Source organism: Caldisalinibacter kiritimatiensis (genome assembly GCF_000387765.1).
Lineage (GTDB): Bacteria > Bacillota > Clostridia > Tissierellales > Caldisalinibacteraceae > Caldisalinibacter > Caldisalinibacter kiritimatiensis.
Window position 1 is genome coordinate 33,548 of sequence record NZ_ARZA01000277.1, and the last position, 22,811, is coordinate 56,358.

Sequence of the window (22,811 nt, forward strand, 5' to 3'; positions counted from 1 at the left end):
TGTTGGTTATGACTTTTTGTTATATGATAAATTTTAAAGGTGTAAATATAAAAAAGGATATGAAATTTTATGTGAATTTAATAATTGTAAGATTAGAGTTACATTTATAGAGAATGAATTTTCGCATACATTGCTTGGTTTATAGCTTATAGGACATGAAAATGAGGAAGGAAAGATTAAAAGGAGAATTAACTTTGAGCAATTCAAAAAGAATATACTGGCTTTTTAGATGCACAGAAAAGAAATATGCTAATTCCTTTTGTACTAAGGGAACTATAAAACTAAACACACCACGAACATGGGTTCAACATGCAAAAGATGTTGGACTGGGACGCGGGGATCTGCTTGAAGGTGCATTTTGCAGTTACGCAATAAAAGATATACAAAGCTTTCTGAAATTTAGGAACTTGCGTAATAATCTTGAGTCAGAGTTCCAAAACGGTCTTACATATTTGCGAAGTGCTAATGTTATTGATTTACCTACCTTCTGTCTATATGGACTTTATGATTCTTCGTTTAAAGAGCGTTACTTCAATGAAACTAAGAGATGGGCTAAAGTATCCTACGTTAAAATTGATTATTTCAGAGATTTTTACAAATATGAAAGTAGAGAAGCAATCAACTTATTAAAGGAAGAAGAACAACCTGTATTTATAATTATTAAAAGTCCTAATGAGTTCTTTAGGCGAATTTTGAAATTCTTTGAGTCTATTGGTATAAGTAACAAAGAAATTTTAATAAAGCCTGTTGATTATATTGATAAACAACAACCGTATCTTTTTAGAGGTCCTGCACCATATGAACTTTTTATAAAAGATAAACGCTTTATAAATCAAAGTGAGCTTAGAATAGTCCTTAACACGCAGAATAATAAGGTATTAAAAGGACTAGAAGAAGATAACTTTATTATAAACATTGGTGATTTAAGTGATATCACAGAAATTCATCCATATTATCTTGAAGATATGCTTATTGAATATGATAATATGACATTAAGATTTAATTTGTCGGAACCTATAGTTACAAAATTTGAAGACATGACTGTTGAAGAATTAATGAAACTTCGTTTCCAATTAGTTAAGGGTTATTATGATAATATTAGTTCAGATGAACAACAAAAGGCGATTGAAGATGTAGATCGAATATTTAAGGAAAAGTTCAATCTTTATCATCATTATATTGATGACATTGAGTATTAAGATTATAACCAGAGGGACTTATATTATTTATTGGCATTCCACAGCCAGGGTATGGAGTTGTAAAAACAATTGGTTAGAACGCTATACCTATGTTATTAATCAAGATGGGGGATAATATGAGATTTGAATTATTAGATAATGGAATGGACTCCCTAAATAGTGGGTTGAAATTTTATGAAAAGTTTTTAGATCATGAAGATAACTATGAATTCCGTCAAGAAACTTATCTAAAGTTAGCAACTATAAGTATTCAGAATGCTATTGAAATTCTATCAATAAAGATATTAAGTGACATAGACGAAATGCTTATATATCCTGATAGGTTTAGACCAGAATTAGAAAAAATAAAAGATAATATTAAAAATGAAAAAGGTTTAATGATTTATGATATACTCGTAAATTATGATAATAATATACTAACTATAAGCTATAGCCAGTGCATAAGGCTACTTAAAAAACATTTCAACATTACTGATATTGAAAAGTCTAATTTAATGAAGCTAGGAAAGATTAGAAATCAACTAACACATTTGGGATTAGCAAGAGATATTAACTATCATCATATACTACTAACAATTAATTCAGCTTTAGATTTTATAGTAGAGTTCTTTTATTCTAAGCTTAAAGATGAACGATTTAAAGAAATGGACTTTATTTATGAGAAGGCACAGGATTTATTTGAACTAGGAGAGATATTTGCTAATAGCATTTGGTCGGCCTTCTGGGGATACAAGTTTGAATTAATTAATAACTCACTAAAGCAAGCTATTCTTGAACTAAAAGAGAATGAAGAAATAAAGAGTAGTGGAATTATAGTAAATTTATATATAGAAAAGAATACAGAAGCAAGCACTTATACAATAGAATTTATTGATAGCGAAACTGAGGAACAAATTAATGAGGTATCTCCACTTAACTTACCGAGATTAGATGTAACCATAATTTCAAGCGATTCAGTACATGGTCCGGTTTATGCAGTTATAGATCATAGGAAGCATGATAAAGAAGTTTTTGTTTATTAAGAACCTTTAAAACTAGAGAACTATGAAGAAAGTTATAAGAAGTATTGTTTAAATAACAGTTTAGATACTTATCAAATCCCTATATCAGTAAAAGCATTTAAGGATATTATAAAAATAATTATAAAGTCAACTTTAGAAGATAAGGATGATGGTAAGTTGGTTTTGTAAATAATAAAAAAGAATTATATAAATGATTAAAATAAGAAACAACCGATTATAACTATTTCAGGAACGCTGAACCGGGTTCAGCGTTCCATATTTTCTTTATAATCACAAACAGCAGTAAAGTCTAATAGATTGAGTAAAAAGGTTACTGGGATTAATATATATAAAGTAGGACAAGTTGTATTACTACATAAATGTATAAGCTAAAAAGATTTAGAGAGGAAAAAAGAAATAAAATTGGGAGTAGAAGTAAGATATGATATAATTTAAATAAAGATATATATAAGAAGAGAGGTAAAATATGGGCCTTATAAGTAGACCACATGATAAGTTTTTTAAAGAAACATTAGGAGATATTAATACAGCAAAGGACTTTATGAAAAACTATCTTCCAAAAGAAGTGCTTGAGGTAATAGATTTAGAAACATTAACACAGCAAAAAGATAGTTATATAGAGAAAGAATTAGAGGAAACATTTTCGGATTTATTATTCAAAACAAAAATAAAAGAAAAAGAAGGATATATATACTTTCTATTTGAACATAAAAGCTATCCATCTCATAAAATAACAATTCAATTACTAAAATATATGACAAAGATATGGGAGCAAAAGATAAATAAAGAAAAGAAAAAGAAACTACCAATAATAATCCCACTAGTAGTACATCATGGAAAAAATAGATGGAATATATCATTAAAACTATCAGGTATAATAGAAAACTATGATAAGCTACCAAATACAATAACAAAATATATATCAGATTACGAATATATTTTATATGATTTATCTGACTATAAAGATGAAGAAATAAAAGGAAATATAAAACTAAAGATATTTCTAAAAATATTAAGGGACATATTTAAGAAAGATTATGAGGAGTTTATAGAGGCATTAAGGGAATCAATAATAGCCCTAGATAAGCTAGAGAAGCAGGAAAAAGGAATAGAATATTTTGAAACATTTATAAGGTATATAATGAATACAAGAAATGATTTAGACATTGAAGTAGTATATGACATAGCAAAAGAGATTTCAGTTGAAAGGAGCGAGGTAATCATGAGTATAGCAGAAAAGTTGATAAAAGAAGGTATGGAGAAAGGAATAAAGGTTGGGATGGAGAAAGGAATAAAAGAAGGAATAAAAGAAGGAATGGAAAAAACAGCAAAATCAGCCTTAAGAAAGGGAGCTAGTTTAGAATTTGTAGCAGATATAACTGGATTACCTATGAGTAAGTTAAAAGAAATACAGAAAAAAGTAAAGAATGAAAAGAACTAAAGTGGAACGCTGAACCGGGTTCAGCGTTCCAATAAAAGGACAGGCGTATTATTTTGGCTTGTCCTTTTATTTTATTTATCATCACAACCAGCAGTACAGTCTGATGGACTAAGTAAAAAAGTTACTAAAGTTATTGTGGAGACGGTAGATAAAGTAGTAGAGCTAGATAAGAGAAATGAAGATGTTAATTGTATTGTAAGAAAATACGTTCATTTCTTTTCTTACTTAGAACTTGGATTATTAATTATGAATGTTCATAGAAAAAATGAAGTAAGAAGGTGTAAAGCATTTATATTTTCTCTTATGTTTTGTATATTTTATGCTATAAGTGATGAAGTCCATTAGTTGTATGTACTAGGGAGAGGTGCTCAAGTTACAGATGTAATGTTTGATAGTTTTGGGGCATTTATTGGTATTGGGATGTACGGGATGGTTAGTATAATTAAGAAGGTCATAGTTAATGGTTAAGTTGGCTATGACTTTTATTTTGGCTCTTTGTCAATAGTTGGAGTAGGTTTCTTTAGAGTGCCTGCTCTTATTTATTTTGTAATCGACATAATAAGTTGAATTTCATCAAAGGATTCTTGTTATTATATGGAGAAAGAACAGAATATAGGTTAATTTCAGGATATTTTCCAAATCATAAATATCCAGTTAGAAAAGTAAGAAGGAACTATATATTCATAAAGGGTAGCTTAGCTCCTTTATGAATATATCAATAATATTAAATTAGCTAAATAAAAGCTAAGGGGGAGATTAAATGGATTCAATTAAAGTAGATCTAGAGTACTGTTATGGAATAGGAAAATTAAAGGAAAAATTTGACTTGAAAACTAGTAATGGATGTGTAATTTATTCGCAAAATGGCACAATGAAAACTTCATTTGCTAATACATTTGATGACGTAGCTAATGGTAGAAAACCTGAAGATAGAATTTTTCCTTATCGTGAAACAAAGAAAGAGATTTACAAGGGCAATATATCAAAAATTTATTTATGAGCTGGAAGAATGAACTACAAAAAGATAGAAGAAAGCTAATAGCTTCTATTCCTTTTACAAGAAATATTGTTGAATATTTAGAAGATACAAGTGATGGAAAATCAGATAATTATGAATTTCTAACTAAGCTATTGCATATTAAGGATGGTTCTGAAAATATTACTGTAGAACAACTAGAAGAAGTATTTAACAATGTATATAAGGAAAGAAAAGAATTCGAAAATAAAGACATAAAAGTTTTTAGTATCTTATTTGAAGAAGCAGAAAAAATTTTTAATGAACCCCATGAAGGTGTGAAAGTGGAAAATAAACTTGTATTATCGATTGCTTCTAGGTTATATGCTGAGAAATTTATGATAAGCAAATTAGAAAAAGTGAGTAGAAGAACTAAATTCAAAGGAAATCAAACCCCAAAATTAATTGAAGAATATAAAAAGCATTATCCTTCTAATGAAAAAGAAATAAGTATATTAGAACAAATTAATATGATGGCTGTTGAAAATATACATGTAAATTCTTTTATGTATGAGCCTATTATTGATTTGACGGATTATTATTTGAAAGATATATATGAATGTGCAAAAGAACTATATATTAATGAATGTAAAACTGCAGACGAGTTGGTAGCGGTTGCAATGGATTAAAAATATTAACATTTAAACATCTAATAAACAACCCTGGAACGATGAACCGGGTTCAGCGTTCCATACTGAGATTACTTAACTAGCTAAATACTTATCCCTTAGATTAGCTCTAGGGGGATTTTTATTGCTAAACGTTATAAATAAGTGAAATTTTTCTTATACATGACAAAGTTCGACAAAAAAATTTAGTTATAGCTTGTATAATGTATAGTGACTATATTATGTTAGTATAAAATTGTTGAATTATAATTGTTAATTGATGTTAAAGTATATAGATAGAGGATATAAGGTTTATAAATATCCTCTTCTAATAAATTAAAGATAAAAACATATGAAAAGAAAGGGGATGACTATGGATTTCTTTTATGGATTATTATTGGGCGAAATGCTTAGTGATGAAGATGTTGGAGCAGGTTTAGCGTCTATCGTAATTATTCCTATTATCTTTGTATTAATATTTAAGTTTTTTAGTTGGTTAGAGGACTTAGGTAAGTATCTCCCTTACTTTATTGCAGGAGTAGTTTTTATGACTATTATTATACCTATTGTAAGGTATAGACTTGATAAGTCTTCTTCTGTCTTAGGTGAAGGTTTTATAAAATTTCTTTTGATGATTAATTTTGCTCTTTGTTTTACAACTATGTATAACATAGCGGCTGATTATGATATACGTTTGCTTTCAAGCTTTACTGAATGGCTTCTTGAAGATGTAAGTAGTATAAACTTTTTCTTTGCTGTATTAATTTTTATATTGAATTTGGTATTGTTGCCATTAAGTTTTATAGTTGATGTATTTGTTGTTCCTATGTTTACTATACCACTAATACAAAATATAATTTGGAAGATTTTTAATCAGAGATATAGAAATAAAAATAAAGCTTACAGCTAATACATTAAAGGTTTAAATATTCTTATTCAAGTAGCTATTATTTATAAGGAAGGGTTAATAAAAAAGATGAATAATCTTAAAAATATATTAAATGTAGTAATCAAAATATTAGTAGGTTTCATGTATGTGACTAGTATTATAGGCATCATTACTTCAGTAAGAATTGAAACTGAAAAGGGCTTTTTATTATACTTTCTATTGTTCATATTAGCTATACTATCTACTATATTATTAAAAAAACAGATAATAAAAGAAAAAGACATTTAGAGCAAAAAGAATTTTTGAAAAAGCATTAGATAGGGACGTTAAAGTTATTGAACTTTTACTTCATAGACCAGTTTAAGTTATAGAAAAGGAACGATGAACCGAGTTCATCGTTCCTTGTTTTTTGTATAAATAAAAAAATTAATGGTAATATTTAAAATATATATTTTCAAAAATCAAAGTTATTGAAAATAATTGCTTAATTTTTAGAAATAAAATATAATTTTATTAGAAAATGAAAATTAGAAGGATGGGATATTAATATGATACCATTTAAGCCACCTAAATTGCCTTTAGAAGATAAGATAGACCAACTCAAGTTTATAAATGAGTTAGTAGAGGCTAATACAAATATAGGCAAATATCAAATAATGCTTAGAAATTCAAAAATAAACCCTGATTTTTTAATAAACCCATTAATATTACAAGAGGCAGTGCAATCTACTAAAATTGAAGGTACACAAGTTACACTTGATGAAGTACTTGAATCAGAAATAGATGAAAAAGAAAAAACAGAAGATACACAAGAGGTACTTAATTACTATGAAGCTCTTAAATATGGAGAAAGGGCTTTGAAGTTTCTGCCAATCTCAACGAGATTATTTAAAAATTTGCATAAAATACTTTTAAGTGGTGAAGTAAGAGGGGCAAGTAGACAACCGGGTGAATATAGAAAGATTCAAAACTTTATTGGGCCAGAAGGGTGCACTATTGAAACTGCTTCATTTGTGCCGCCAGAGCCTCAGCTAGTATATAAATATATGTCAAATTTAGAAATGTATATTAATAATCCAGATGATGATTTAAATCCTCTCATAAGAATAGCGATAATACATGCACAGTTTGAAACAATTCATCCTTTTTTGGATGGAAATGGAAGAATTGGACGTATACTTATACCTTTATATCTGTATAATTATGAAATAATAGATAGTCCTAACTTTTTCATTAGTGAAACCCTAGAGAAGGATAAATATAAATATTATAAAATGTTAAATGAAACAAGATTTAATGAGAAGTGGAATGAATGGATAAAGTTTTTTTTGCAGAGTGTAAATAAGCAAGCAAGAGCAAACATAAAGCTTATAGAAGCTATCAATGAACTATATGAAAGAGACTTAAAAGAAGCAATGAAGTTGGTAAAAAGCAACAACATTATAAAAATAGTAAATGCAATGTATCAAAGACCAATATTTAATGTAAAAACAATGGTTAACATGACAGGAATAAGTGATACAACTTGTAGAAGGTATTTAGAGGATTTAGAAAAGAATAATATTATTTTCTCAGATAATAAAATTAGAAATAGAAAGTATTATTATTATAACTTGCTAGATTTACTAAGGTAAAAAAAAGAAACGTTGAACCGGGTTCATCGTTCCACACAGGGACTGAAGTCCTTGTTTTTTTTGTTATCATTACAGATTTCGACAAATTTTAGGCATATATCATGTTAGAATTTTGTATGTGCAAAAAATAATAAGGAGGTTAAAAGGATGCAAGGAGAAAAAGGTAAATCTATTAGTCAACTACAACATGAAAGAGTAAAAAAATTAGTAGAAATAGGTGAGATGACTTATGCGAAAATAAGAAAAGGGGAAATTAGTAATCCTAATTTAGTAGAAATATCTAAGGATATTTCTGAATTGGACAAGCATATCTTTATTGCTAGTAAAGAAACAAAAGAAAGTTATTGTCCAAATTGTAATGAGAAACTTGTAGGCGAAGTAAAGTTCTGTGGAAAGTGTGGAACTAACATAAAGGATTACTATGAAAATAAAATGACCAAATGTGCTGTATGTGGAGAGCTAACTCCTAAAGAATCAAAGTTTTGTATGGTTTGTGGAAGAAAAATGGATTAAAGGAGGATTAGAATGTATTGTAAGCACTGTGGGAGTGAACTAAATAAAGATGCACTTTACTGTACTAATTGTGGTGCTTCATTAAAGAATCAAACTGATGATTTAAAGATTGAAAGTCATAAATCAAAATATTGTGATGAATGTGGAGCTAAAATTGAAGGTAATTATTGTAGCAAGTGTGGTAAAGTAGGGTATAAATATACTTTAGAGGAAGGCTTTGCTTTAAAAGGACTAAGTAATATAGACATGTCAAATATAAAGAAAAGTATACCTAACATAAAGAATTTTCAATTGAAGAATTGTATTAAAAAAGTTAAAGATGTATTTAATGATAAAGGGTTTGTTAAAGACTTACTTATCTATACAGGAACAGCTTTAGCTATTGCTATTGTTTTGTCGTTAATAATTAGCGTAGTTTTCTTTGGTTCAATAAATGAAGATTTAGTTCAAGCACAAAAAGAAATAAAACAAATGATGCCAGCAAGTAAATTTAATCTAAAACTTAATTTGTTAGACGCATTTGGATTTTCTCATCTTAATAATTTTAAAGTCAAGATAACTGGTATAGTTAATAATAGTCAAAGAAGTAATGTAAATCTGAATTCAAACATATGTCTTTTATTATTACTTATAGTTCCAATATTATCTTTCTTAGGGTCTTTATTTATAAATAAAAAAGCTAAAAACACAACTACAAGGGAAAATATAAGACTTTATTTATATAGTTCAGCTTTATATAGTATAGTTTCAAATATCCTATTATTATTTAGTAATAAGGTTGTACAAATATCAAATGATACATTTATCAATATAGATTTTACATTAAGGGCTGGGTTTGCATTCTTTAGTGGCTTGATATCAATATTCTTTATTACTTTTATTATACAAAGTATAATTAGCATGCTATTAAATAGAGAAAAACTTTCAGATGTATTTAACGGAATAGTAGAAAGGGATTTATTAGATTCTTTTACTATGGCTTTAAAATATATTTTCATATATAGTTTAGGTTTATCTGTAATCTATGGATTACTAGGTATATTTGGAGTACTTGGACAAGGAGCTAAAGAATTATTTAGTAAGCCATCTACTTTAGTATTTTTACCCAACGTGATTGTTTATGTTTATCTATTCTTATTTGGTAATTCGTTCAGTATTACTGCAGGAACAGAAGCTATAAAACATGGAATTATAAGAACAAAAGCTACGGGTTTTATATTTGGAAATACTGATGCTATATATGGACTAATGCTAATGAACATAATCATAGTTATAGGAGCAGCTATATTAATCTATGTAGCTATAAAAAGAATTTCAAAAGAGAACTTCTTTATTAACATTGCTAAGTTTGGTGTAATCATATCTTTATTCAATGCTATACTTGCTTTATATACTAGAGTTAAAATTGGATTTAGAGGGGATTTTGGTTCTTTATCACAAATTCTTAATAACTTAGGCGGTGGAATACCAATTAGCCCTGAAATGCAATTTTACGCTGGGGTATCAGTATTTAAGACTTTTATTTTTACGCTTATATTTGTGTTGATAGTAGGATTAGTAAGATACTATCTAGGGGAAAGAAAGGAATTATTAGCAGTTGAGAATTTTGTAAGAAAACATAAAAAGCAATTATTAATTGCAGCTCCAATACTTATTTTCGTTATAAGCTTTATTAGTTTTAAGGTAGTAGTAGACAATGATAACTCTATGGATACTTATACTAACGATACGAATTCCATAGAAGATAGCTATAAAGAAGCAAAGAATATAGATTACATTAATTCTAATGAGATATACCAATTCTTCTTTGCAGGAGATAAATCATATATTATTGTGACTGAATATAAAATTTATTTATATAATTCAGATAAGATAGATACATTGTTTGACGGAAATTATATTAGATATGCAGTACCAAGTAATGACTCTAGAAAGCTTGCTATTATTCATGAAAATGATGGTACTGGAAATAGCATAAAGATTATTAATCTAAAAGGTGAAGAACTCTTTAGTAAGGAATTGTCACAGAATATATTTAAAGTTAGCTGGAACTTAGATAATAATAAGTTAATACTTGAAGGAGCCACAAATGAATTAATAGATTTAAAGAATAAAAAGGCAAAAAAATTAGGGGTCCCAGGGGATCATCTTACATGGAAGGATAACAAAACTATTCTTTACTTACAGGATGGACAAGTTTATGAATACAATTTAGATAATGAAGAAAGTAAATCCCTTGATAAATCAGCTCTAAACCTTATTGCTAAAAAAGAAAAAGTTTATCTTATAACTCAAGCTACTAATGAAGAAGGAAAAACGACAGCACAGTTTATTGAAGATTTAGATGGTGAGACAAAAATAGAGTTTAAAGGAAATATTTATTATTTTGACTTTATAAATGACAAGGAAACATGTGTTATATATGGAGCTCCTTTTGAGTCAGATGAAAATGGAGATGTACAGGTTTATATGTTGGAAAAGATAGATGATAAATATCAAGAAAAAGAACATAACATTGAATTAGTGTATGATTGTAATGAAAAAACAGGAGATATGATTGTTAATAGATACCGTAGTGATGATTTCTTTGTAGTAAATCTTGAAAAGGGAATATGGAACAACATTACATTAGATATTGAATCACTACAGAGATTGATGGAAGTAGGTGAAAATCAATGAAAAGATATATAAAGCTTGGTTTTATGTCTGTTATGCTATTAGCAGTAGTTTTATTAGTAGGTTGTGGTGCTGAAATATCTTCACAAATATCATTAAATGAAGATGGTAGTGGTGAAAGGATTATTTATGCATATGTTGACGATGAAAATATATCAGAGATTGATGGTGGTATTGAAAAGTTAGATGAAGTATTAAATGCAGCAAAGCCTAGTACATTAGAGCTAAAAAAGACTAACGTAGAAAGTGGCGTAATATATGAAATGAAGTATGATTTTAATAATATTGAAGAGTATAACAAAAAGACATCTGAATTAATTGGTACAGAACATAATGCAACATATACTTGGAATAAAAGTCTATTTGGCTTTAAGAGCTCATTTAATGAACCAGATGTATTATATGAATTAGTAAAATGGGCAATAGATGCTGTAGAACAATCAGGTATTGTTAATAGCTCTAGAAATGATTTATATGAACTAGAAACTACAACTGTGGATATAGGAATTGATTCTGTATCTTTTAATTCAGGATATGGAGATATATCTTATGAGTATGAAGATACTTATCCTATAAAAAGAATAGATGTTGAAACTCATATAAACTTTGATGAGAATATAAAAAGAGAACTAAGAGTAGCATTTGAAAAGTCAATTGTAGAAATAATAGGAGAAGATGAGATTAAGAAATATCTAAATAACTTTTATAATGGTTTCACAAAAGAAGAAAAAGACGGAACAGTTATATACAAAGTAACATTAACTCCTCAAACTGAAGATGAAATGGCTAGTTTGATGTCACCGGTTACTAATGAAACAGACTGCTTTTTAGAAGTTAATGAAGGTGAAAATTCAAATGTTCTTCATAAGCTATATAATATAAAAGAAAACTTTAACTTTAATGAATTAATAAAGGGTACTTATGTAAGTAATAATATTCATTATACACTTCACTTACCACAGGGATATGAAATAGACTGTCACTCTTCAAATGGATATATTTATCAAAATGAAGAAGTTGATGGAGAGAGAATAATAGCTACAGAATATTATCAAGATGAAGACTTAGACTTGTCATTAACAATGGAGAGAGAATACTATGTAGACAACATCGAAGTTGTAGTTGACATTAAGGATTCTAAATTAGCTGAAAAGAAAGTATCATATATTCTTAGTAGAGAAACAGCAGAAGATGTTGGATTAGATGCTTTAGAAGATTACTTTAAAACAATAAACGAAGATATAAATATTATTGAAAGTGGTGCAAAAGTAATTTATGAAGACACAATAGAGATATCGGGAGATACCAAACAGAAGGAAGAGCATTTACTAAAATATGATAGTTTAATGTATTATAAAAAGTCAGATATATCAAATATTAAAAAAGACGTATATGCATTTTATGATAATTCTACATTCAATAAAATACTAGGAGGACTTAGAGTAAATAACAACATTACTTATACTATAAACATACCGAACAAATATAATATACTATATCTAGAAAAAAATGGGGATGAAATCAATATAGATACAAATGAAACAGAAGAAAGAGAAAATCAGCAGATTACTTTTAACTTAGGTGACAATAATAACATAGAAATCAAGTTAACACTTATGAAAAATAGTAATTTACCATTATTAATTATTATAGGAGCAGTATTTGTAATTTTAATTGTACTTTTAATCATATTCAGAAAACATGTAATAGAGCTAGCTAAGAAAATTAATAATAAAAAAGAAAACGAAGAAGAACCTGCATAAAAATTAAGCAGAAGTAAAAAAGGAACGATGAACCCGGTTCATCGTTCCAGAAGGAATTATCACAATTATGTAGAATAACTAATAAAGTACTATTTAATGTTAAAAATAGGAACGCTAAATGAAGAAATTAGTTCAGCGTTTAAGTAAAGGGGATAATTATGTTAAGAGAAAAGAGTCCAACGAGCTATTTATCATGTTATGACAAGGGGAAATGAGAAGAAAGACATATTTATCGATGATTACGACAGAGAGAGATATCTTGGTATTTTATTGAAGACTAAAGATAAAATGAAGTTTGATATATATGCTTATTGTTTAATGAATAATCATGTGCATCTATTAATAAAAGAATATGATGAAAATTTATCAGAAGTAATGCACAGTTTAAATATGAATTATGCTAGATTTTTTAACAATAAATATGATAGAGTTGGACATCTTTTTCAAGGAAGATATAAAAGTGAAATTATAGATACATTAAACTATTTATTAACAGTAACAAGATATATACATAACAATCCTGTTAAAGCCAAAGTAGTAAAAAGACCAAATCAATATAAGTGGAGCAGTTATTCCTGTTATTTAGAAAAAAGTATAGATAATAAAATTGTAACAACAGATTTCGTATTAGGGATTTTTTCAGAAGATTTAGCTGATGCTAGAGATAGATTTATTAGCTTTTCTAATATTGTAACTGATGATACAGTTATGGATATTGAAGATGATAAAGGAAAAATAAAAACTAAAGAAGAAGCATTAGAATATATAATTCATTTATTAAGAAGTAATGGAATGAGTTTAGATGATTTATACACTAAAACAAGACAAATAAAGGGAACAATAATTGAGCGTATAATTTATGAGTTAAAGGAAAAATCAACATTATCATATAACGATTTATCAAAGTTACTAAAAGTAAGTAAATCTACTATCAATAGAATATTAAAACATTGATGGAACGCTGAACCGGGTTCGGCGTTCCACAGTTAAAAACTAATGGAGGATTTATATGGTTAAGAAAAATATATCTCATGAGAAAGCAATGAAGATTCAAGAAGCAGTTACTCGTAAGCTGATGAATTATATATACAGCTACATAAGTAGAGAAAAATTCGACAATAATATATTATTTTCATTTAATGGCAGCAGTGAACATGAAAAAATGATAACTTTTAACGTGTGGCTTAGTTTAGATTATATAGTTAAAAAAGATAAAAACTTTATTGAGCTTTTTTTAGAAGAATATAAAGATAATTTAACTGATAATGAAAAAAGGATATTAATAGAAAGAAATAAAACTTATATAAGTTTATATGAAGTAGAAGAAATAAGAGGAAATAATTTAATATTAACTGATATCTTTACAGAAGAAAGAAAAACGGTTTATCAAGAGAATCTAGCAGAAAAGAATATATATGATGATATAATAATTGGTCGCATAGGAAATGTACTAGGATATAATAAGCTTGTAGGAATAGTTCATATGGTTAGTGATATTGATAAAGAATACTTATACAATACTATTCTTTATGATTATGGACTTGAAAAAAAGGACAATCCCGATATAAGAGATTTAAAGGATTATTTAAGAAGATTTAGTAATAAAGTATATTATTTTGTAGATAATGTTATAAACAAAGAAGATGAAATGCCATTAATGAGTATCAAATCTGAAACACAAATAGATAAGTTCTGCAAACACCTTTACGAAAAAAATCTTACAAAGAAAACCATAGATAAACATATAGGGAACCTAGTAAATTTTTATTATTATTATCTTCCTAGAACTAAGTATTCATTAGAGGATATTACAGAAAGTATTATTGATGATTTTCTTTATACAGGAATATTTGATAATTATATTAGTTCAAAATCTGAAATATCTTCTTTTATAACTACCTTTAAAAAATATAGCAAATTCCTATATGAAACGGGAAAAACCACTAAAGGAGAACACAATAAAATAACTAATATATCAAAGAAAAAGGATGAGTATTTTGAAGAATTAGATTATCTAGAATCAAAATTTGGAGATACTTATATTGATAATGAACTGTACTATGATGATATTTTAGGAGAAGTAGTGGATAATACACTAAAGTATGATACTCATATAAAAAATATTATTGACCAGTATAATACTGAAGAAAAGAATTTAATTATATATGATTTTGAAACATATATAAATTATATCTTAACTAATGATGTAAAGGTAACTAATATAAATAAATATATAACAAGAAAGCATGTAATTGCTTTAAATGAATTAATGAAGAATAAACAAGAGATTACAACTAAAGTTGTAAATCAAGATAATATTCCATTATTACATTTGTTCTACAAATTTGGTTTATATTATTCAATATTGATTGTTGATAATAAGGAGATAAATGTTGACGAAATTAAGTTAGAGGAATATAAAAATCTGGATACATCAGAAAAGATAGCTTTATTTATAGACTATATATGGAATAAATGTGAATGGTATGATTTTGATACAAGTGGATGGGGTAAACATAAAGAGGAATATGAAAACAGAAATAATTATGTAAAAGTATTAGCAAGCTTAAAAGAGGGAAAAAGCTATCAGTATTCTCAAGTTATTAACTTACATGATAGTGAAAACCTAAATAATTCAAGTAATGGTGAACAAATAGATTTCTTTGATCTGTTTAATAATTGTCTTTCTATACAGAGCATGAGGTTTGCATATATATTTAATTCGGTCATAATTAGATTCTTTAGCTATTTGTCATTAGTTGATATCATAATAAACAAGGATGTAGATGACTATGAAAAAAAGACTGGCCTTGATATTGATAAAATAAAAGTAAATGAAATTGGTCATAAGGTTTTTGAATACTTATGTGGTGAGAAAGTTAAAAAAAAAAGGAACCGATAAATGAAGGGAAAGTTATCCATCTCTTTGATAGAAAGAAACAACTGGAACGCTGAACCGGGTTCGGCGTTCCATAATAAAAAATATAAAAGTTTGCGGTAATAAGGAGATATCTTATGGATATTAAAAAGCAGTTAGAAGAAAAAGTATTTGAAATGGAAAAAGTGGCTAAATTATTTGGTATAGAACCTTTTGATATATATTTTCTTGGAGGTTCTGCATGTATATTAGCTGGATATAGCCATAGAGCAACAAGGGACTTTGATTTCATAGATTTAGAATACCCTTCGAAGTTAGGAAAGGTTTTCGTGCATTTAAGAGATTTTGATATGCTAGAGTATGAAAGTACACTAATATCTCCTTTGTATAAAAAAAGATCTATGAGACTAGAAAAATTTAACCACTGTGCGTAAGTCTCCTATCTTCTATAAGTAGGAGATGTAAGCACCATAAAATCAATGATTCGATATCATTTATTTTATTATATAATAAAGCTATGATAGTTCTTTGATAACTGGATATATAAGGTTGCAAGGAGAATCCGTAAATAGCGAAAAACAAGCATTGCCTTCCTTGCGTAAAATATCCAAGGCACTAAAGAAACCGATAATATCGGCATCTACCCTCGGTACGAGGGAAAGTTACGCCTGTGGAGAGTCAAATAAGACCTTGCTAATACAGAAGGCACAACTCTAGGAAGCAGGAAAAGTTCTAGTACATGATACTAGAAGCTCCCACTTCAGCGTAAGCAAGTGGTGAGTAGTTCACATACTTAAATATATATGTATTATCAATAGAGGATATTATTGTAAGCAAAATAATTAGATTGTCTGAAAAAGATTTTCAGGATATAGATTTCCTTATAAAAAAAGCTGATAAAAACTTAATTAAAGAGATAATAAAAGAAGTAATAAATAGAAATGATTTATTTGAATCTAAAAAGGAAGAATTTAAAAGAAAGCTGAAGGTATTTAGGGAGAGATATGATGTATAGGATAGTCTGTGAAAGTTATAAAAACTATATAAAAGACTTTGATAAAGCAGAGAAAGATTATCGTTATCATATTATGACCCCTTTTGAATTAATATTAGATTTAGATAAATATAAGAAAGAGAAAGAAAGAGAAACTCTAAAATATAAAAAACTTCAGGATTTTATTTTTTTAGTTAAAGAATCTATAGATGATTATCCTCGATTTAAGTCCTTTCTATGGACTTTAGAATCAAGGGGAATAAAGGGCAAATACTACGGAGTATTGGAGGAAGAAGAGTTTAAAGAGCAAGTGAAGATAATAAGTATGTTTTTAAAGTTAAGCTATTGGACTTAGGAATGCTTGAACGATGAATCTGATTCATCGTTCAAGTTTAGAGAATTGAAAAGGCAAAAGAATATATAAGCTTCGTGAAGTATATTAAAAATGAATATACAAATGCAGAAGGATTATTATGGTATAATATGTGTATTAAAACGCTCTAATAAAAAATTAGTAAAGCGTAAATGAAACAAATAGAGGAAGGATATTTATGAAAAATAGATATGGACTTTCGAAAAATGAATTTTACAATTTAATAAATATATTAAAAAGTTATTCTAGAATAATTGAAAAAGTTATTCTTTTTGGTTCTAGAGCTAGAGGGGATTACAAACAAACTTCAGATATAGATATAGCTATAAAATTTAGAGGTAATAACGATAAAATTTACAACATTAAGGAAGATATTGCAAAACAAAATATAATATATACATTTGATATAGTAGATTATGATAAAGTGCAGAATGAAAAATTAAAAAAATATATAGACAATGAAGGTAAAATTATATTCCTAACTAATAAAGAGGGTGAGGTTATGGTGACTATCAATAAAATAAAAGATAAAATTGAAGATTTAAAGAAAGCTTTCAAAAAATTAGAAGAAGTTATGAGTAGAGATTATTTTGAAGATGATATTGTCCTAGATGCAGGGATACAAAGATTTGAATTTACGTATGAATTGTCTTGGAAGTTAATGAAAGTTTACCTTGAATATAATGGGAATCTAGAAGCTACTAGCCCTAGAAAAGCTATAAAAGAGGCTTTTAAAGAAGGATTAATAAAAGATGGACAAATATGGTTAAAAATGCTTGATGATAGAAATAAAACATCTCATTCTTATGAAGAAGAGAATGCTATAGAAATATTTAATAATGTTAAAAGTGAGTATATTTACTGTTTTGAAAAGTTCATAGATAGTATGGAAAGAGAAATATCAGTGGAACGCTGAACCCAGTTCGGCGTTCCACTGACAATATGTTAGGAAGGATTAATATTATGGTATTATAAACATATGAAATTGTCGATAATAGATAAACAGGCAGACGGACAGGTTCCTTGTCTGGCTAGGATAATTTAATGAACAGAGGTGTATTATGTTTAAACTTGATGAATATATCATATTAGACATTTGTGGAAATATAAATACTTATACAAAGGGAAAAAATTATTATTTTAACGATAAAGTGAAAAGATTAAAATATGAACCAGGAATGAATTTATTTGAGGCAACAGTTAAAGGAAGTAGGGCCTATAATATAGAGGTTTTATTTGATGATAAAGGTTATTTTAAGGATGCAAGCTGTACATGTCCTGCCTATGAAAAATATTGGGGATATTGCAAGCATATAGCAGCGGTATTATTTGAAATATTAGATAAAGACAGACGTAAAGAGTTTAATGTTCAAAAAACTTCAATAGAAGCAAAGGAAATCATAAATTATTTTAGAAATTTAGATGCTGATAGAAAGATACCTTTAGAATTAGAGATTAATTATGAATTTAATCCCTATGGAAATAAAATTGAAAATGTATCATATTTAAGCTTAAGGATTGGAGAAAAAAAGCTTTATAAAGTTAGAAATATACAGAAGTTTCTTGAAAGTATTGATTCCATAGAAGAATTATATTTTGGAAAGCAATTTACCTTTGATTTAAGAAAACAGATGTTCAAAGAAGAAGATAAGCCAATAATTCGTTTATTGATGGAAATATATAAAAATGAAGAAATTTTAAATAAATTTTCATACTATAATGCCAGAGGTAGTCTTTTAAAAAAGGATAAAGTAGTTTTAAATCAATATACTTTAAAAAGATTTTTTGACATAATGAAGGATAGAAAATTCAATGCAAATATCTTAGGTCAAGATTTTTTGAATATTAGCATATATAATGAAAATATCCCAATAAAATTTGCTTTAGATAAGGAAAAAGATGATTTATTATTAAAAATCAATCCCATAGATAACGAGCTAATACCGTTAACAACTGATGGAGAGTATTTTTTCACTAATAATAGGATTTATAAGAACTCTGAAAGCTACAGCAGAAACTTTGTGCCATTTTATAATACTATGATAAGACAAAAGGATAATGTAGTGAAGATTCCTAAGGAATATAGTGAAGCCTTTATAGCAGAAGTGTTTCCTAAAGTAGAAAAAATAGGTGAAGTAATTGTTGATAAAAAGGTTGAAGACTCTATATATAAACCAGAATTAAAAAAAGAGGTTTATTTTGATAGAGAAGGAGACAGCATCACTGCTGAGCTAAAGTTTTTATATGGAGATATAATTATAAATCCATTTTCAAAAAATGGACAAAAGAGTTCAAAGGATAAAAGAATTTTGCTTAGAGATATAGAAAAGGAAAAAGAGCTGATAGATATATTTGAAAAAAGTGAATTCAAGGTAAAAAGTAATCTTATATATTTAAGTGACGAAGAGAGGATATACGATTTTATATATCATGAAATACCAAAGCTACAGGAAATAGCTGATATTTATTATTCTGAAGCCTTTAAAAATATGAAAATAAAAGATGCATCTTCATTTTCAGGAGGTGTTAGGCTTAATACAGAAAACGATTTGTTAGAGTTTAACTTTCAAATAGAGGGTATAGACAAATCAGAACTAATAGATGTGCTTAATTCTTTAAAAGAAAGGAAAAAATTTTATAAGCTTAAGGATGGCTCCTTTCTTCCCCTTGATATGGATGAATTACATGAAATATCTAATTTAATAGAGCAATTAGATTTAACAAAAAAGGATTTAGAAAAGGATATAATACAACTCCCTAAATTTAGAGCCCTTTATATTGATGAACACATAAAGGATTCAAATTTAAATATAATTGAGAGAAACTTACAATTTAAAGAATTAGTTCAAAACATAAAGGAGCCCAATGATATAGAATACAAAATACCAAAGAATTTAGATAAAATTTTAAGAAAGTATCAAAAATTTGGATTTAAGTGGCTAAAAACCCTTAGCACCTATGGCTTTGGAGGCATTCTTGCAGATGATATGGGACTTGGTAAAACACTGCAGGTGTTAACCTTTTTACTTTCCGAAAAAGAAGAAAAGGGTATAGAGCCTTCTTTAATAATAGCTCCTACATCATTGGTATATAACTGGGTTGATGAGATAGAAAAATTTACTCCCGAATTAAAGGTATTAGCTATATCCGGTAATAAAAATGAAAGAGAGGAAAATATCGAAAATATAATGGATTATGATGTAGTAGTAACATCTTATCCTCTTATTAGAAGGGATATAGAGCTTTACCAAAATACAACCTTTAGATATTGTATACTTGATGAAGCTCAGCATATAAAAAATCCAGCATCACAAAATGCCAAATCAGTAAAAAAGATAAAAGCTAAAGGATATTTTGCTTTAACAGGTACACCTATAGAGAATTCTTTAACGGAGCTTTGGTCAATATTTTATTTTGTCATGCCTGGATATTTATTTTCCCATAGTAAATTTAAGAAAAAATATGAAAAACCTATTGTAAAAGATAAGAATGACCAGGCTTTACAGGAATTAAGTAGACAAATAAGACCATTTATTCTTAGAAGGGTTAAAAAAGATGTTTTAAGGGAGCTTCCCGATAAAATAGAGCACAAAATAGCAGCAGAGCTTACAACAGAGCAAAAAAAGATTTATCTTGCATATCTTAGTGAAATAAAGAATGAAATAAGTGAAGAAATCAAAGTTAAAGGCTTTGAAAAAAGTCACATAAAGATTTTATCAGGCCTTACAAGGCTTAGACAAATATGCTGCCATCCATCTATGTTTTTAGAAAACTTTAAGGGAGGGAGTGGCAAGCTCCTTCTTTTAGAGGAAATAATAGATGAATCAATAGAAGGTGGACATAGAATACTTTTATTTTCTCAATTTATAACTATGCTTAATATAATTAAAGAAATGCTAAAAAGAAAAGGAATAGATTACAAATATTTAGATGGCTCTACAGATATAAAGGAAAGGGGTAAACTGGTCAAATTCTTTAATGAAGGAGAAGGAAATGTGTTTTTAATATCATTAAAGGCAGGAGGAACTGGATTAAACTTAACAGGAGCTGATATCGTTATTCATTTTGACCCTTGGTGGAATCCAGCTGTAGAGGACCAGGCTACTGATAGAGCCTATAGATTAGGGCAGAAAAATAAAGTCCATGTAATGAAACTTATTTCAAAAGGAACTATAGAAGAAAAGATTTTTAAGCTGCAAGAGAAAAAGAAGGAAATGATAAATGCAGTAATAAAACCTGGAGAAACACTAGTAACTAAATTGACAGAAGAAGAAATAAAAGAATTATTTGAAATATAAAAGGAACGATGGACCCGGTTCAGCGTTCCTATTAAGTTGGTAGTTTTTTCGATAAGGTTTTATGATATAATATGTTTAGAAAATATTCAAGGAAGGAGGTAATCCTAGATGGAAGATACACTTAAACAAATTTTAGATAAATTGAATTCAATTGAAACTGAAATAAATGGTATAAAAACTGAAATAAATGATTTGAAACAAGGGCAACAAAAAATTGATGAAAAATTAACCGAAACATATGAGCAGGTAGTTAGAAATACAGAATCCATCGAAGCTGGTAATATAAAACTAAGTAAAATTTCTAATAGTATCGATTATCTAAAATATAAGGAATCGCAACATGAAGAAGAGCTTTTTACTATCAAGAAAAATTTTATAGAAGTTATAAAATAAAAAAATTCTGGAACGCCGAACCGGGTTCAGCGTTCCAGAATTTTTCAGCTTAATTTATATTGGTCAAAATGCTTATCTTTGTACATAAATGCATTTGCAGGACAGGAATGTATGCATCTTTGACAGGATATACAGTTGTTTTTAAAGTCAATTTTACCATTATCCATAGTTATATTTACAGTTGGACATTTTTTAACACAGATACCACATTTTATACACTTATCATAGTTGACTGATAAATTCCTTTTGGCCCATCCCTTTGAATATAGCAAGAAACCTTTGTAGGATATCTTACCCACTATACTTCTTATATTAGAAGAAGGATTTAATTTTTCTTCACCCTTTAAGAACTCACTAACTATTTTGCTTACCTTATTTTTAGCAGCTAATTTTACTCTTTTTACATCTTCATTACTGAAGCGTTTAAAAGCTACCACATAGTAGTTATTTGGCATTTCTATATTTGAAATTATTTTTACTTTAAGTCCTATATTTTCAGCATCTTTTTTAAAGGCATAGGGACCTGGCGCAGATTTTGATGCTTGAGTTGAAAATATAATACATGGTCTATTATTACCAGCTTTTATATTATTTTTTACCCAGTTTATAAAGTATTCAGGGAAAACTTCTACATGTATTGGAGCTCCAAATACAAAGAAGTCATATTGTTTATCACTAAAGTTATCTACATCAGATACATCTATAAGCTTTATTTCTATACTTTGTTTTTTAAACTCTTCTTTAAATAGCTTTGATACATATTCAGTATTTCCAGTACCTGAAAAGTAAATGATTGCCCCTTTCAATTTTAACTCCCCTTTGATGATGGATTTTACACTTCTGATTAATATTATATCAAATAATGTAAAAATATGCTAGACAAGTATTATAGATTAGGGTATAAGTATGATATAATAAAGGTGATATTAGGGGGTGAAGAGGTGGATACAAATCTAGTAAATCAGTTGAGGACAGTTATTAGAGAGGAATTAGACCCTATAAACAAAAGATTAGAAGTAGTAGAGAACGAGACAAAGAGTATGAACAAAAGATTGGAAGTAGTAGAGAACGAGACAAAGAGTATGAACAAAAGGCTAGAAGTAGTAGAGAACGAG

23 protein-coding genes are annotated in these 22,811 nt (G+C 27.8%); 22 read left to right on the forward strand and 1 reads right to left on the reverse strand.

Translation table 11 applies throughout. The annotated features are described in order from the left end of the window. Positions 1–194 precede the first annotated feature (194 nt). The 22 genes from L21TH_RS13030 to L21TH_RS13125 all read left to right on the forward strand — a co-directional run bounded on the left by L21TH_RS13030 (position 195) and on the right by L21TH_RS13125 (position 21,696). A complete protein-coding gene (locus L21TH_RS13030) occupies positions 195–1,199 on the forward strand; it encodes a hypothetical protein (protein WP_006317367.1) in 1,005 nt (334 codons plus the stop codon). A gap of 116 nt (positions 1,200–1,315) precedes the next feature. Then, entirely contained in the window at positions 1,316–2,221 is a 906-nt protein-coding gene (locus L21TH_RS13035; protein ID WP_006317368.1) for a hypothetical protein, read from the forward strand. 466 nt (positions 2,222–2,687) lie between these two features. Continuing rightward, positions 2,688–3,662 carry an Rpn family recombination-promoting nuclease/putative transposase gene (locus L21TH_RS13040; RefSeq protein WP_006317369.1) on the forward strand — a complete coding sequence of 325 codons (975 nt, stop codon included), beginning with the start codon at positions 2,688–2,690 and terminating at the stop codon, positions 3,660–3,662. A 9-nt stretch (positions 3,663–3,671) separates the two neighbouring features. Next, on the forward strand, positions 3,672–4,007 hold the full coding sequence (locus L21TH_RS13045) for a VanZ family protein (protein WP_242826532.1): 336 nt from the start codon (positions 3,672–3,674) through the stop codon (positions 4,005–4,007). After that, on the forward strand, positions 4,008–4,130 hold the full coding sequence (locus tag L21TH_RS14990; protein ID WP_006317372.1) for a VanZ family protein: 123 nt from the start codon (positions 4,008–4,010) through the stop codon (positions 4,128–4,130). A gap of 95 nt (positions 4,131–4,225) precedes the next feature. Next, positions 4,226–4,372, forward strand: coding sequence for a hypothetical protein (locus tag L21TH_RS14665; protein ID WP_162138502.1), 147 nt, complete (start codon positions 4,226–4,228; stop codon positions 4,370–4,372). 50 nt (positions 4,373–4,422) lie between these two features. Continuing rightward, the gene (locus L21TH_RS13050) at positions 4,423–4,662 is read left to right on the forward strand and encodes a hypothetical protein (RefSeq protein ID WP_006317374.1); all 240 of its coding nucleotides are present in this window, start codon (positions 4,423–4,425) and stop codon (positions 4,660–4,662) included. Next, complete coding sequence (locus tag L21TH_RS13055; RefSeq protein ID WP_006317375.1) at positions 4,659–5,306, forward strand: hypothetical protein; 648 nt, start codon at positions 4,659–4,661, stop codon at positions 5,304–5,306. Before L21TH_RS13050 ends, L21TH_RS13055 begins: the two co-directional genes overlap by 4 nt. 331 nt (positions 5,307–5,637) lie before the next feature. Further along, positions 5,638–6,195 carry a hypothetical protein gene (locus L21TH_RS13060; protein WP_162138503.1) on the forward strand — a complete coding sequence of 186 codons (558 nt, stop codon included), beginning with the start codon at positions 5,638–5,640 and terminating at the stop codon, positions 6,193–6,195. A gap of 66 nt (positions 6,196–6,261) precedes the next feature. Next, positions 6,262–6,462, forward strand: coding sequence for a hypothetical protein (locus L21TH_RS13065; RefSeq protein ID WP_034430249.1), 201 nt, complete (start codon positions 6,262–6,264; stop codon positions 6,460–6,462). Between the two features lie 260 nt (positions 6,463–6,722). Then, a complete protein-coding gene (locus L21TH_RS13070) occupies positions 6,723–7,808 on the forward strand; it encodes a Fic family protein (RefSeq protein WP_006317378.1) in 1,086 nt (361 codons plus the stop codon). Positions 7,809–7,955: 147 nt separating this feature from the next. Then, positions 7,956–8,321 (forward strand): zinc ribbon domain-containing protein, encoded by a 366-nt coding sequence (locus tag L21TH_RS13075; protein ID WP_006317379.1) that lies wholly within the window; start codon positions 7,956–7,958, stop codon positions 8,319–8,321. Between the two features lie 12 nt (positions 8,322–8,333). Further along, a complete protein-coding gene (locus L21TH_RS13080; protein WP_006317380.1) occupies positions 8,334–11,000 on the forward strand; it encodes a zinc ribbon domain-containing protein in 2,667 nt (888 codons plus the stop codon). After that, on the forward strand, positions 10,997–12,760 hold the full coding sequence (locus tag L21TH_RS13085; protein ID WP_006317382.1) for a hypothetical protein: 1,764 nt from the start codon (positions 10,997–10,999) through the stop codon (positions 12,758–12,760). Before L21TH_RS13080 ends, L21TH_RS13085 begins: the two co-directional genes overlap by 4 nt. 186 nt (positions 12,761–12,946) lie before the next feature. Beyond that, entirely contained in the window at positions 12,947–13,714 is a 768-nt protein-coding gene (locus tag L21TH_RS13090; RefSeq protein WP_034430251.1) for a transposase, read from the forward strand. A 55-nt stretch (positions 13,715–13,769) separates the two neighbouring features. After that, positions 13,770–15,662 (forward strand): hypothetical protein, encoded by a 1,893-nt coding sequence (locus L21TH_RS13095; RefSeq protein ID WP_006317386.1) that lies wholly within the window; start codon positions 13,770–13,772, stop codon positions 15,660–15,662. A gap of 113 nt (positions 15,663–15,775) precedes the next feature. Next, complete coding sequence (locus tag L21TH_RS13100) at positions 15,776–16,072, forward strand: hypothetical protein (protein ID WP_006317387.1); 297 nt, start codon at positions 15,776–15,778, stop codon at positions 16,070–16,072. 365 nt (positions 16,073–16,437) lie between these two features. Next, positions 16,438–16,653 carry a DUF6036 family nucleotidyltransferase gene (locus L21TH_RS14400; RefSeq protein WP_278244316.1) on the forward strand — a complete coding sequence of 72 codons (216 nt, stop codon included), beginning with the start codon at positions 16,438–16,440 and terminating at the stop codon, positions 16,651–16,653. Beyond that, positions 16,646–16,987 carry a hypothetical protein gene (locus tag L21TH_RS13110; protein WP_006317390.1) on the forward strand — a complete coding sequence of 114 codons (342 nt, stop codon included), beginning with the start codon at positions 16,646–16,648 and terminating at the stop codon, positions 16,985–16,987. Before L21TH_RS14400 ends, L21TH_RS13110 begins: the two co-directional genes overlap by 8 nt. 196 nt (positions 16,988–17,183) lie before the next feature. Continuing rightward, entirely contained in the window at positions 17,184–17,921 is a 738-nt protein-coding gene (locus L21TH_RS14995; RefSeq protein WP_006317391.1) for an HI0074 family nucleotidyltransferase substrate-binding subunit, read from the forward strand. A 145-nt stretch (positions 17,922–18,066) separates the two neighbouring features. Further along, positions 18,067–21,303 (forward strand): DEAD/DEAH box helicase, encoded by a 3,237-nt coding sequence (locus L21TH_RS13120; protein WP_006317392.1) that lies wholly within the window; start codon positions 18,067–18,069, stop codon positions 21,301–21,303. Between the two features lie 108 nt (positions 21,304–21,411). Beyond that, positions 21,412–21,696 carry a hypothetical protein gene (locus L21TH_RS13125; protein WP_006317393.1) on the forward strand — a complete coding sequence of 95 codons (285 nt, stop codon included), beginning with the start codon at positions 21,412–21,414 and terminating at the stop codon, positions 21,694–21,696. 44 nt (positions 21,697–21,740) lie between these two features. Here the strand turns inward: L21TH_RS13125 and L21TH_RS13130 are convergent, their stop codons facing one another. Continuing rightward, positions 21,741–22,502 (reverse strand): EFR1 family ferrodoxin, encoded by a 762-nt coding sequence (locus L21TH_RS13130; protein ID WP_006317394.1) that lies wholly within the window; start codon positions 22,500–22,502, stop codon positions 21,741–21,743. Positions 22,503–22,811: the final 309 nt, after the last annotated feature.